Below are 13,122 nucleotides of genomic sequence, written 5' to 3'. Positions count from 1 at the left end.
GGGCAAGTGGACTTACCGTGTCAGGACATCGGGTCACAGGACGGTCACACGTTCCGCCGGGGCAGGGATAATCGGTCGGCACCCGGTTCCTTCTGTGTCCGCCGTGTTACCGCCGCCCGCGTATGACTTACGGCATGTCGAACACACGTAAGCGCCTCAAAGCGCACCTTCTTCTCGCCGCCTCCGCCGTTCTCGTGATGGGCGCCGCCGTGGGCTGTTCCGACTCCGACGCCGCGGAGACCGAGGCCGAGGGGTCGTCGTCGGCCGCCGCCGGATCGGGATATCAGCAGGCCCTGGACTACGCCCAGTGCATGCGGGAGAACGGGGTCGAGGATTACCAGGACCCCGAGCAGGGCGGTGACGGCCGGGTGCTCATCAACCCCGGCAACGCGGACGACCCCGACTCGCAGGCGGCCCAGGAGGCGTGCCGCGACAAGATGCCGCAGGGCGTCGGACAGGACGCCAGGGGCGGCGACGTCGACTCCGCGAAGGTGCAGGCCTGGGCGAAGTGCATGCGGGAGAACGGAGTGCCCAAGTTCCCCGACCCGGAGGTCGAGGGCGGCCAGATCAAGATCAACATCGATGCGCTCGGCATGGACCCCAGTGACGCGCGGATGCAGAAGGCGTCGGCCGCCTGCCAGGACAAGTCCCCGGGCGGCTCGCTCATCTTCGAGGTCGGCGAATGACCGCCCCTGACGAGACCCATGAGCGCGGGGCCGTCGGGCCCGGCGGCGAGTCGTCCGGCACCCTCGAAGTACGCGCGCCCGGCACCGTGGCCGCCGAACCGGAGCCGGACAGCGCCGTGCCGGCCGGGAGCGGTGACCACGGCGGCCCCGCCGTGCCGGCCGGGGAGCCCCCGGCGGACGGCCGCAAACGGCGACCGCTGCGGACTTCCCTGATCGTGCTCACCGCGATCGTGGTGGCCGCCGCCGCGGGACTCGCCGCCAGCGGCGTCCTCGGCGGCGGGGACGACGACACCTCCCGGGCGCCCACCGGCCCGTCGGCCACGGCCAAGGTGAAGCGGACCACGCTCACCGACTCCGAGACGGTGGCCGGCACCATCGGCTACGGCGAGGCCGCCACCGTGCAGGCCGTGGCCCCGGGCGGCTCCGCCCAGGGCGGGGCGGGCGGCAGCGGCGGCTCCGGCATCCTGACCTGGCTGCCCGAAGCGGGCGCCACCATCGAACGCGGCGAGAACGTCTACAGCGTCAACCAGCAGAAGACACCGCTGCTCTACGGCGACATCCCCTTCTACCGCACGATGCGCTCCGGGGACTCCGGCAGCGACGTCAAGATCCTCGAAGCCAACCTGAAGGCCCTCGGCTACGACGGCTTCACCGCCGACTCCACGTACAACGCGGCCACCGCCGCCGCCGTCGAGGAGTGGCAGGACGACCTGAACCGCGAGGAGACCGGCGAAGTCGACCCGGGCGACGCGGTGGTGGCCGACGGCGCCCGGAAGGTCTCGAAGGTGACCGGCTCGACCGGCACCTCGCCCAGCGGCCCGCTGCTGAGCTGGACCGCGACCGAGCGCGTGGTCACCGTGGACCTGGAGGCGCAGTACGAGGACCTCGTCGAGGTCGGCACCAAGGCCGAGGTTACGCTCCCCGACGGCAGCACCGTCCAGGGCACGGTCACCGACGTCGGCGCGCCCTCCAACGTCGCGGACGACCAGTCCGCCGACGCCGGCGCGGCGGGCGGGGAGGGCGACCAGGAAGCCACTCTCCCGGTGGAACTGAAGGTGAAGGACCAGAAGGGCCTCGGCGACTACCAGGCCGCATCCGTCGACGTCACCCTGCAGTCGGAGAGCCGCAAGAACGTGCTCGCCGTCCCCGTCAACGCCCTCGTGGCCCGCGACGGCGGCGGCTACGCACTGGAGGTGGTCAAGCCCTCGGCACCGCACGGCGTCGAGTACGTGCCGGTCGAACTGGGCATCTTCGCCGACAGCATGGTCGAGGTCTCCGGAGCCGGCATCACCGAGGGAACCGTCGTAGGAGTGGCGAAGTGACCGCTTCCTCCCATCCGGTCGTGGACCTGGCCGGGGTGTCCAAGTCCTACGGGGACCTGACCGCCCTCCGGTCCGCCGACCTGGTCGTCCACCGCGGCGAACTGCTCGCCGTCGTCGGACCCTCCGGTTCGGGCAAGTCCACGATGCTCAACATCATGGGCACCCTGGACCGGCCCACGGCCGGCAAGGTGCGGATCGCCGGCCACGACATCGACGAACTCCGCGACCGCGACCTGTCCGCGCTGCGGGCGGCCACGATCGGCTTCGTCTTCCAGCAGTTCCACCTGGCCCGGGGCGTCCCCGCGCTGGACAGCGTCGCCGACGGGCTCCTCTACAGCGGCCGAGGCCGCGCCGAACGGCGCGAACTGGCCGAACGGGCGCTGCGCAGGGTCGGCCTCGGCCGCCGCCTCTACCACGAACCGCACCAGCTCTCCGGCGGCGAGAAGCAGCGCGTGGCCATCGCGCGGGCCGTGCTCGGCGATCCGCCGCTGCTCCTGGCCGACGAACCCACCGGCGCGCTCGACTCCCGCTCCGGGGCCGTGGTGATGGAACTCCTGCACGAGCTGCACGAGGCCGGGACGACGGTCGTGGTCATCACCCATGACCGGGACATCGCCGCCTCGCTGCCCCGTGAGGTCCGGCTCAAGGACGGGCGGATCGAGTACGACTCGGCTCTCGGCGACGCGCCGGCCGGGGAACTCGTGGCCGCCGAAGGAGGGCTGCGATGAGCCTGACGACCACGGACCGGGACACCGGCCGGCCCCCGTGGCGGGACCTGCCCCCGCCACCGCGCCCCAAGGCGGCGCGGATGGGACCCGCCGACGTGGTTCGGGTCGGCGGCTCGGGACTGCGCGCACGGCCGATGCGGGTGTTCCTGTCCGCGTTGGGCATCGCCATCGGCATCGCCGCGATGATCGGCGTGGTCGGCATCTCCACGTCGTCCACCCATGACCTGAACCAGCGGCTCGCCGCGCTCGGCACGAACCTCCTGACCGTCTCGCCCGGCGAGTCCTTCGACGGCGGGCAGGCGCACCTGCCGACCACCTCGCTCGCGATGATCCGCGACATCCCCGAGGTCGAGACGGTGTCCGCGCTCGGCAAGACGTCCGCCAAGGTCTACCGCAACGACCACGTGCCGGTGGCGCAGTCCGGCGGCCTCAGGGTGACCGCGGCCCGCACCGACCTCCTGGCGGCGATCGGCGCCGAACTCACGGACGGCACCTGGCTGAACGCGGCCACCAGCCGGTACCCGGCCGTCGTCCTCGGCTCCCACGCCGCCGAGCAGCTCGGCATCCACTACGCGGGGCCCGAGGTGAAGGTGTGGCTGGGCGACCGCTGGTTCACGGTGGTGGGCCTGCTCGCCCCCAACGAGCTTCTGCCCGACCTCGACAGCAACGCGATGGTCGGCTGGGCCGTGGCCGAGGAGGAACTCGGCTTCGACGGCTACCCGACCTCCGTCTACACCCGCGTCGAGGAGTCCGCCGTCGGCGACGTGCAGGCGAAGCTCGGCGCCACCGCCAACCCGGAGTTCCCCAACGAGGTCGACGTCTCCCGCCCCTCCGACGTGCTGGCGGCCAAGGAGGCCACCGACGACACCCTCAGCGGACTGCTCCTCGGGCTCGGCGGCGTCTCCCTCCTCGTCGGCGGTGTCGGCGTGGCCAACACGATGGTGATCTCCGTCCTCGAACGCCGCTCCGAGATCGGCCTGCGCCGCTCCCTCGGCGCGACCCGCGGCCAGATCCGTACGCAGTTCCTCGCCGAGGCGCTGCTGCTCTCCGCCCTCGGCGGCATCGGCGGCGTGCTGCTCGGCATCGGCGTGACCATCGCCTACGCCAGCTACCAGGGCATGAGCACGGTCGTGCCGGTCTGGGCCATGGCGGGCGGCATCGGCGCCACCCTGGTCATCGGCGGCCTGGCCGGCTTCTACCCGGCCCTGCGCGCCGCCCGGCTCCCCCCGACCGAGGCGCTGGCCACGTCGTAGCCGCCGCCTCGCACCGCGGTGCCCCCGCTGCCCGCCCCCGTGCAGCGGGGGCACCGCCCCGCCCGGGGAACGGCCCGCACCAGGGGGCGAAAGTGCAAACCTTGTTGCGGACGGGCGCGCATGCTGGCGGCCGGAGGGGGAGAGGTGTTCGACTGACCCCTGACGGGGGCATGACGGCCAACTGGCCGTCCCGAACGGCTTCTTCCTGGAGGTGCAGGTGCGGATGCGTCATCCGGTCGCACGGAAACTGACGGTCCTGGCGGTGTCGGCCGCCGTCGTGTCGGTGGGGGCGGCGGCGCCGCCCGCCACGCAGAGCGCGCGGGGCACGGGGAGCGGTACACCGGTGAAGACACCGGTGGCCACCGGGTACGGCGGCGCCGTCGCGAGTGTCGACGCGGACGCCACCGCCGCCGGCGTCGAGGTGCTCAGGAAGGGCGGCAACGCGGTCGACGCCGCCGTCGCCACCGCCGCCGCGCTCGGCGTCACCGAGCCGTACTCGGCCGGCGTCGGCGGCGGCGGCTACTTCGTCTACTACGACGCCAAGTCCCGCACGGTGCGCACCATCGACGGCCGGGAGACCGCGCCGCTCACCGCGGACGCGTCGCTGTTCACGGAGAACGGCAAGCCCCTCGCCCTCGCCGACGCCGTCAGCAGCGGCCTGTCCGTCGGCACTCCGGGCACGCCCGCCACCTGGGCGAAGGCCCTGGACAAGTGGGGCAGCCGCAAGCTGGGCTCCCTGCTGGCGCCCGCCGAACGGCTGGCCCGCGACGGCTTCACCGTCGACGAGACCTTCCGCTCCCAGACCGCCGCCAACGAACAGCGGTTCCGCTACTTCCCCGACACCGCCGAACTGTTCCTGCCGGGCGGCGAACTCCCCGCCCTCGGCTCCACGTTCAAGAACCCCGACCTGGCCCGCACCTACCGCGAACTGGCCCGCGAGGGCGTCGACGCGCTCTACCGGGGCGACCTCGGCGAGGACATCGTCGAGACCGTGAACAAGCCGCCGGTGGACCCCGCGGCCGGCTGGAACGCCCGCCCCGGCGACCTCTCCGAGCAGGACCTCGCCGCCTACCGCGCCAAGCTCCAGCCGCCGACGAAGACCTCCTACCGGGGCCTGGACGTGTACTCCATCGCCCCGTCCTCCTCCGGCGGCACCACGGTCGGCGAGGCCCTCAACATCCTGGAGCGCACCGACCTGTCCAAGGCGAGCGAGGCCGCCTACCTGCACCGCTTCATCGAGGCCAGCCGGATCGCCTTCGCCGACCGGGGCCGCTGGGTCGGCGACCCCGCCTTCGAGGACGTACCGGCGAAGGAACTGCTGTCGCAGCGGTACGCCGACTCCCGGGCCTGCCTGATCCGCGACGACGCGGCGCTCACCAGCCCGCTCGCCCCCGGCGACCCGCGCCACCCGGCGTCCTGCGGGGCCGGCGGCACGGCGGCGCCGACGACGTACGAGGGCGAGAACACCACGCACCTGACGACCGCCGACAAATGGGGCAACGTCGTCGCCTACACGCTCACCATCGAGCAGACCGGCGGCAGCGGCATCACCGTGCCCGGCCGGGGCTTCCTGCTCAACAACGAGCTGACGGACTTCTCCTTCGCCCCGGCCAACCCGGCGGTCCACGACCCGAACCTGCCCGGCCCCGGCAAGCGGCCCCGCTCGTCCATCGCGCCCACCATCGTGCTGGACCGGCACGGCAAGCCGGTCGTCGCGGTCGGCTCGCCCGGCGGCGCGACCATCATCACCACCGTGCTCCAGACCCTGACCGGGTTCCTCGACCGGGGGCTGCCGCTGGTCGACGCGATCGCCGCGCCGCGCGCCAGCCAGCGCAACGCCGCGCAGACCGAGCTGGAGCCCGGCCTGTACGACAGCGCCCTCCGGCGGGAGCTGGAGGCGCTCGGGCACGCGTTCAAGGCCAATCCCGAGATCGGCGCGGCGACGGGGGTGCAGCGGCTGCCCGACGGGCGGTGGCTCGCCGCCGCCGAGAAGACGCGCCGGGGCGGGGGATCGGCGATGGTGGTGCGGTCCGCCGGGTGAGGTCCACCGTGCGGCCCCGTCGTGACCGGTCGCGCGGTTCCTCACGCCCCTAGGGCGTCGTCGCGCCCGGTTGTCCGGAAGACCAGGCGCCCGTCCGCCACGTCGACGGTCACGCCGCCGCCCTCCGCGACGCGGCCGTCCAGCAGCAGGCGGGACAGTTCGTTGTCGACCTCGCGCTGGATGGTGCGGCGCAGGGGGCGGGCGCCGTACTCGGGCTGGTAGCCGCGCTCGGCCAGCCACTCCACCGCCGCGGCGGTGAAGTCGACGGTGATGCCCTGGGCGCTGACCATCCGGCGGGTCTGGTCCAGCAGCAGGACGGTGATCTGCCGCAGCTGCTCACCGGTGAGCTGGCGGAAGACGACGATCTCGTCGATGCGGTTGAGGAACTCCGGCCGGAAGTGCTCGCGCAGCGGACGCAGCACCTGCTCCCGCCGGGCCTCCTCGTCGGCCTCCGAACCGCCCGCGCCGAAGCCCAGCGTGGCCCCGCGCCGGGTGATCACGTCGGAGCCCAGGTTGCTGGTCATCACCACGACCGTGTTGCTGAAGTCGACCGTGCGGCCCTGGGAGTCGGTGAGCCGCCCGTCGTCCAGGACCTGGAGGAGGACGTTGAAGACGTCCGGGTGCGCCTTCTCCACCTCGTCCAGGAGGAGCAGCGAGTACGGGTGACGGCGGACGACCTCGGTGAGCTGGCCGGCCTCCTCGTGACCGACATAGCCGGGCGGGGCGCCGACCAGGCGGGAGACGGTGTGCCGCTCCTGGTACTCGCTCATGTCGAGGCGGACCATCCGGTCCTCGCTGCCGAACAGCGCCTCCGCCAGCGCGCGGGCCAGCTCCGTCTTGCCGACACCGGTCGGGCCGAGGAACAGGAAGCTGCCGATCGGCCGGCCGGGGCCGGTGAGCCCCGCGCGGGAGCGCAGCACGGCGTCGGAGACGACCCGGACGGCCTCGTCCTGGCCGACGACCCGCTCGTGCAGGTGCTGCTCCAGACCGAGCAGGCGGTCCTTCTCCTCCTGGGTGAGGCTGCTCACCGGGATGCCGGTCTGCCGGGACACCACCTCGGCGATGGACTCGGTGCCGACGACCAGGTTCTGCCCCTCGTCGGCCTGGCCGTCGCCGGCCGCCTCGAAGATCCGCTGCTTCAGGTCCACGATCCGGTCGCGGAGCCGGGTGGCCTGCTCGTAACTCTCGTCCGCGACCGCCTGGTCCTTGTCCCGGATCAGCTGCTCGACCTCGCGCTCCATCGCCCGTACGTCCGTGCCCTTGGTGCGGGCCCGCAGCCGGACCCGGGCGCCGGCCTGGTCGATCAGGTCGATGGCCTTGTCCGGCAGCCGCCGGTCGGTGAGATAGCGGTCGGACAGCTCCACCGCCGCGACCAGCGCCTCGTCGGTGTAGCGGACCTGGTGGTGGGCCTCGTAGCGGTCGCGCAGACCGCGCAGGATCTCGATGGCGTCCGCGGGGGTCGGCTCCGGCACCAGGATGGGCTGGAAGCGGCGGGCCAGGGCCGCGTCCTTCTCGATCCGGCGGTACTCCTCCAGCGTCGTCGCGCCCACGATGTGCAGCTCGCCGCGGGCCAGGGCGGGCTTGAGGATGTTGCCCGCGTCCATCGAGCCGCCCTCGCCGCCGCCGCCCGCGCCGACCACCGTGTGCAGCTCGTCGATGAAGACGATCAGATGGTCGGAGTTGGCGCGGATCTCCCCGACGATGGTGTTCAGGCGTTCCTCGAAGTCACCCCGGTAGCGGGTGCCGGCCACCACACCGGTCAGGTCCAGCGCGACCACCCGGCGCCCGGACAGCACGTCCGGCACGTCCCCGTCGGCGATGCGCTGCGCCAGCCCCTCCACGACGGCGGTCTTGCCGACGCCCGCGTCACCGATCAGCACCGGGTTGTTCTTGCCCCGGCGGGAGAGCACCTCGACGGTCTGCTCGATCTCGTCGTCCCGGCCGATCACCGGGTCGATCCGGCCCTGCTGGGCCAGGTCGGTGAGGTCTCGGCCGTACTTGTCCAGGGTGGGGGTGCCGCCGGCCCGCTGCCCCTCGGGGGCGCGGGTCCGGTCGGTCTCCGGGGCCTCCGGCGGCAGACCGGACGGCGCGAAACGGGCGGCGTTCAGGATGTGCCCGGCCGCCGAGTCCGGATTGGCGGCGAGCGCGCTCAGCACGTGCTCGGGGCCGATGTACCCGGTTCCGGAGGCACGGGCCAGCTCGTGCGCGTCCAGCAGGGCCCGCTTCACCGCCGGGGTCAGTGAGAGCGAGGTGGGCGGCGGGGCCTCGCCGGGGTCGTGCTGCACCGGCCCGGACCGCTCGTCGATCTGCGACGCCAGCGAGTCGGGATCGGCGCCGGCCCGGCTGAGCAGGCTCCGGGTCGGCTCGGTGGTGAGCGCTGAGCGCAGCAGGTGCTCGGTGTCCAGGTCCCGGCTGCCGTGCTCGGCGGCGTACTGGGCGGCGCCCCGCACCAGCTCACGGGCGGGCTGGCTGAGCAGCCGCCCGATGTCGATCTGGCGGGGGCCGCCGCCCTGGCGCGGTCCGCCGAAGAAACGGGCGAAGAACTCCGCGAAGGGGTCGTATCCTTCCGGTCCGCTGAAGCCGCTGGTCATGGCCTTCCCATCCGGCGTCCCCGCGCCGGTCCGGGACGCCTTCGCTGGTCGACGTGCGGGGCTCGGGTAACCCGGGCGGGCGCCGGTCACACACGGGGGCACGCTCGCCGCCCAGCCTGGCACGGACACCCGGCGGCGGCATCCTCAGCCGTCGCCGGGGAGTACCGGCACGGGCCGGCCACGGCCGCGGGGACCGGTATTAGAATGACGGCATGGTGCGCACCCCCCTCACCCCCGAAGAGCGTGAACGCGGCGAGCGGCTGGGGCGGCTGCTGCGCGAGGCCCGCGGCGCTCGCAGCATGCCCGAGGTCGCGGCCGGCGCCGGTGTCTCCGCCGAGACCCTGCGCAAGATCGAGACCGGCCGGGCCCCGACCCCGGCCTTCTTCACGGTGGCCGCGCTCGCCCGCGAGCTGGGCCTCTCCCTGGACGACCTGCTCAGCTCCTGCCATGTCCCCGACACGGACACGGCCCCGGGAAAGCTCCCCGTGGCCGCGGCGTAACGCGGCCGGAGGCCCCGCCGGGCGGCGCACGCCCTCCCGGTGGCAGGCCGCGCAGGGCCCCGCCGAGCGGCTCCCGCGCCGGGGCGTCGTACGCCCCGCCGCCGTCTTCGACCGGGACGCGCCCGGCCCCGCTCCCGCCGAGGGCCGCGACCGCGAGCAGGCCGTCCCGCCCGGGGCCCGCGCTCGCGCCCCCGCCGAGGAGGCCGCGCGCGGCGCCGGCGGGAGCGGACCCGCCGCGCCGGGTGCCGCCGGGGTGTCTCCCTGACGTGCCACCGGCCCCCGCGCACCGGCTCGCCCGACGGAGTGCGAAACCCCGCCGACACCCCGCCGGACGGACGATGGTCTTGGCAAGTCCGCCCGGGAGGCTTACGTTCGTCCTTCCACGCCCTGTTCTACGGGCGTAGAGGCTCTGACGCCGCGTCGAAGGGGCAACTCATGGCCAACGTCGTACGTGCCGCTCTGGTCCAGGCCACCTGGACCGGGGACACCGAGTCCATGGTGGCGAAACACGAGGAGCACGCGCGCGAGGCCGCGCGGCGGGGCACGCGGATCATCGGCTTCCAGGAAGTCTTCAACAGCCCCTACTTCTGCCAGGTCCAGGACCCCGAGCACTACCGCTGGGCCGAACCCGTCCCCGACGGCCCCACCGTCCGCCGGATGCGGGCACTGGCCCGCGAGACCGGCATGGTGATCGTGGTCCCCGTCTTCGAGGTCGAACAGGCGGGCTTCTACTACAACACCGCCGCCGTGATCGACGCCGACGGCACCGTCCTCGGCACCTACCGCAAGCATCACATCCCGCAGGTGAAGGGCTTCTGGGAGAAGTTCTACTTCCGCCCCGGCAACGCCGGCTGGCCGGTCTTCGACACGGCCGTCGGCAAGGTCGGCGTCTACATCTGCTACGACCGGCACTTCCCCGAGGGCTGGCGACAACTCGGCCTCAACGGAGCCCAGTTGGTGTACAACCCGTCCGCCACCCACCGCGGCCTCTCCGCCCACCTGTGGAAGCTGGAACAGCCCGCGGCGGCCGTCGCCAACGCCTACTTCGTCGCCGCCATCAACCGCGTCGGCCAGGAGGAGTACGGCGACAACGACTTCTACGGCACCTCCTACTTCGTCGACCCCCGCGGCCAGTTCGTCGGCGACGTGGCCAGTGACAGCACGGAGGAACTCGTCGTCCGCGACCTCGACCTCGGCCTGGTCGACGAGGTCCGCCGGCAGTGGGCGTTCTACCGCGACCGCCGCCCCGACGCCTACGAGGGGCTGGTGCGGCCGTGACCCACGACCTGCTGGGCCGCCACCGCGCCGTGCTGCCCGACTGGCTCGCCCTCTACTACGAGGACCCGCTGGAACTCACCCACGGCGAGGGCCGGTACGTCTGGGACGCGGCCGGCCGCCGCTACCTGGACTTCTTCGGCGGCATCCTCACCACCATGACCGCCCACGCCCTGCCCGAGGTGGCCAAGGCGGTCGCCGGGCAGGCCGGCCGGCTGCTGCACTCCTCGACCCTCTACCTCAACCGGCCCATGGTCGACCTCGCCGAGCGGATCGCGCAGCTGAGCGGCATCCCCGACGCCCGGGTCTTCTTCACCACCTCCGGCACCGAGGCCAACGACACCGCGCTGCTGCTGGCCACGGCGTACCGGCGCAGCGACACGGTCCTGGCGATGCGCAACAGCTACCACGGCCGGTCCTTCGGTGCCATCGGCATCACCGGCAACCGGGGCTGGTCCCCGACCTCCCTCTCCCCGCTGCGGACCCTCTACGTGCACGGCGGCGTCCGCACCCGGGGGCCGTACGCACACCTGGACGACCGCGAGTTCACCGCCGCCTGCGTCGCCGACCTGAAGGACCTCCTCGGCCACACCCGGCCGCCCGCCGCGCTGATCGCCGAACCCGTGCAGGGCGTCGGCGGGTTCACCTCCCCGCCGGACGGGCTGTACGCCGCGTTCCGCGACGTCCTGCACGAGCGCGGCATCCTGTGGATCTCGGACGAGGTGCAGACCGGCTGGGGCCGCACCGGCGACCACTTCTGGGGCTGGCAGGCGCACGGCCGCTCCGGCCCGCCCGACATCGTCACCTTCGCCAAGGGCATCGGCAACGGCATGTCCATCGGCGGTGTCATCGCCCGCGCCGAGATCATGAACTGCCTGGACGCCAACAGCATCTCCACCTTCGGCGGCACCCAGGTCACCATGGCGGCCGGCCTCGCCAACCTGACCCACCTCCTCGAACACGACCTCCAGGGCAACGCCCGCCGGGTCGGCGGCCTGCTCATCGAACGGCTGCGGGCGGTCGCCGCCCGGTCCCCGCACGTACGCGAGGTACGCGGCCGGGGCCTGATGATCGGCATCGAGCTGACCCGGCCCGGCACCGACGAGGCCGACCCCCGCGCCGCCTCCGCCGCCCTGGAGGAGGCCCGTGCCGCCGGCCTGCTCATCGGCAAGGGCGGCGGCCACGACACCAGCGTCCTGCGCATCGCCCCGCCGCTCTCCCTGACCGTCGCGGAGGCCGAGGAGGGAGCCGCGATCCTGGACCGCGTCCTCAGCAGCCTGTGAGCGCCCTGCCCTGACCGAGGGGGAACCGCATGAGCAGCAGCAGCCGCCGTACCGTCGTCCGCGGCGGTCTCGTCGTCACCGCCTCCGACGAGACCTGCGCCGACGTCCTGATCGAGGACGGCCGGATCGCCGCCCTCGCCGCCTCCGGCACCCCGGCGGCCGAGTCCTTCACCGCCGACCAGGTCCTCGACGCCACCGGCAAGTACGTCGTTCCGGGCGGGGTCGACGCCCACACCCACATGGAGATGCCGTTCGGCGGCACCTACGCCTCGGACACCTTCGAGACCGGCACCCGGGCCGCCGCCTGGGGCGGCACCACCACCATCGTCGACTTCGCCGTCCAGACCCGGGGCGGCTCGCTGCGCGAGGGCCTCGACGCCTGGCACGCCAAGGCGGAAGGCGTCTGCGCCGTCGACTACGGCTTCCACATGATCGTCTCCGATGTGCACGAGGAGACGCTGAAGGAGATGGACCTGCTGGTGGCGGAGGGCGTCACCTCCTTCAAGCAGTTCATGGCCTACCCCGGCGTCTTCTACTCCGACGACGGGCAGATCCTGCGCGCCATGCAGCGCGCCGCCGGCAACGGCGGACTGATCATGATGCACGCCGAGAACGGCATCGCCATCGACGTCCTCGTCCAGCAGGCCCTGGCCCGCGGCGAGACCGCCCCCCGCTTCCACGGGGAGGTCCGCAAGGCCCTGCTGGAGGCCGAGGCCACGCACCGCGCGATCCGGCTCGCGCAGGTCGCCGGGGCACCCCTGTACGTCGTCCACGTCTCCGCGACGGAGGCGGTCGCCGAGCTGGCCCGGGCGCGGGACGAGGGCCTGCCGGTCTTCGGCGAGACCTGTCCGCAGTACCTCTTCCTCTCCACCGACCACCTGGCCGAGCCGGACTTCGAGGGCGCCAAGTACGTGTGCAGTACCCCGCTGCGACCACGCGAGCACCAGGCGGCGCTCTGGCGGGGCCTGCGCACGGACGACCTCCAGGTGGTCTCCACCGACCACTGCCCGTTCTGCTTCACCGGACAGAAGGAACTCGGCCGCGACGACTTCTCCAAGATCCCCAACGGGCTGCCGGGCGTGGAGCACCGCATGGACCTCCTCCACCAGGCCGTGGTCGACGGGCACATCGGCAGGCGCCGCTGGATCGAACTCGCCTGCGCCGCCCCGGCCCGGATGTTCGGCCTGTACGGCAGGAAGGGCACGATCGCGCCCGGCGCCGACGCCGACCTCGTGATCTACGACCCGCACGCCGAGCAGGTCCTCTCCGCCGCCACCCACCACATGAACGTCGACTACTCGGCGTACGAGGGCAAGCGGATCACCGGCCGGGTCGAGACGGTCCTCTCGCGCGGCGAACCGGTCATCACCGAACGGCGCTACACCGGCCGCCCCGGCCACGGCGTCTACCTCCCGCGCTCCACCTGCCACTACCTGAACTAGG

The 13,122-nt window shown here is 73.2% G+C and carries 10 protein-coding genes; 9 read left to right on the top strand and 1 reads right to left on the bottom strand.

The features are described 5' to 3' along the window. Positions 1-134: 134 nt before the first annotated feature. The 5 genes from Sdagh_RS25740 to ggt all read left to right on the top strand — a co-directional run bounded on the left by Sdagh_RS25740 (position 135) and on the right by ggt (position 6,030). On the top strand, positions 135-686 hold the full coding sequence (locus Sdagh_RS25740; RefSeq protein ID WP_189424922.1) for a hypothetical protein: 552 nt from the start codon (positions 135-137) through the stop codon (positions 684-686). Further along, complete coding sequence (locus Sdagh_RS25735; protein ID WP_189424920.1) at positions 683-2,008, top strand: peptidoglycan-binding domain-containing protein; 1,326 nt, start codon at positions 683-685, stop codon at positions 2,006-2,008. Before Sdagh_RS25740 ends, Sdagh_RS25735 begins: the two co-directional genes overlap by 4 nt. Beyond that, positions 2,005-2,736: an ABC transporter ATP-binding protein gene (locus Sdagh_RS25730; RefSeq protein WP_189424911.1), complete on the top strand. Its 732-nt coding sequence runs from the start codon at positions 2,005-2,007 to the stop codon at positions 2,734-2,736. The genes Sdagh_RS25735 and Sdagh_RS25730 overlap by 4 nt, the downstream gene beginning before the upstream one ends. Beyond that, positions 2,733-3,989 (top strand): ABC transporter permease, encoded by a 1,257-nt coding sequence (locus Sdagh_RS25725; RefSeq protein WP_370594934.1) that lies wholly within the window; start codon positions 2,733-2,735, stop codon positions 3,987-3,989. The genes Sdagh_RS25730 and Sdagh_RS25725 overlap by 4 nt, the downstream gene beginning before the upstream one ends. Before the next feature lie 223 nt (positions 3,990-4,212). Further along, positions 4,213-6,030, top strand: a complete 1,818-nt coding sequence (gene ggt, locus Sdagh_RS25720) for a gamma-glutamyltransferase (protein ID WP_189424909.1) — start codon at positions 4,213-4,215, stop codon at positions 6,028-6,030. Positions 6,031-6,071: 41 nt separating this feature from the next. On the opposite strand, the gene Sdagh_RS25715 is transcribed toward ggt, so the two are convergent. After that, positions 6,072-8,621 carry an ATP-dependent Clp protease ATP-binding subunit gene (locus Sdagh_RS25715; protein ID WP_189424907.1) on the bottom strand — a complete coding sequence of 850 codons (2,550 nt, stop codon included), beginning with the start codon at positions 8,619-8,621 and terminating at the stop codon, positions 6,072-6,074. Between the two features lie 212 nt (positions 8,622-8,833). Here Sdagh_RS25715 and Sdagh_RS25710 point away from each other — a divergent pair, with 212 nt between their 5' ends. The 4 genes from Sdagh_RS25710 (at position 8,834) to hydA (ending at position 13,121) form a co-directional block, all read left to right on the top strand. Further along, positions 8,834-9,121, top strand: a complete 288-nt coding sequence (locus Sdagh_RS25710) for a helix-turn-helix domain-containing protein (RefSeq protein WP_189424905.1) — start codon at positions 8,834-8,836, stop codon at positions 9,119-9,121. Positions 9,122-9,556: 435 nt separating this feature from the next. Then, entirely contained in the window at positions 9,557-10,399 is an 843-nt protein-coding gene (locus Sdagh_RS25705; RefSeq protein WP_189424903.1) for a nitrilase-related carbon-nitrogen hydrolase, read from the top strand. Further along, entirely contained in the window at positions 10,396-11,679 is a 1,284-nt protein-coding gene (locus tag Sdagh_RS25700; RefSeq protein WP_189424900.1) for an aspartate aminotransferase family protein, read from the top strand. The genes Sdagh_RS25705 and Sdagh_RS25700 overlap by 4 nt, the downstream gene beginning before the upstream one ends. Before the next feature lie 29 nt (positions 11,680-11,708). Then, a complete protein-coding gene (hydA, locus tag Sdagh_RS25695; protein WP_190078550.1) occupies positions 11,709-13,121 on the top strand; it encodes a dihydropyrimidinase in 1,413 nt (470 codons plus the stop codon). Position 13,122 lies beyond the last annotated feature (1 nt).

This window comes from Streptomyces daghestanicus (assembly GCF_020521275.1).
GTDB classification, from domain to species: Bacteria; Actinomycetota; Actinomycetes; order Streptomycetales; family Streptomycetaceae; genus Streptomyces; species Streptomyces griseoviridis.
This window is presented reverse-complemented; position numbering and strand designations above follow the sequence as displayed.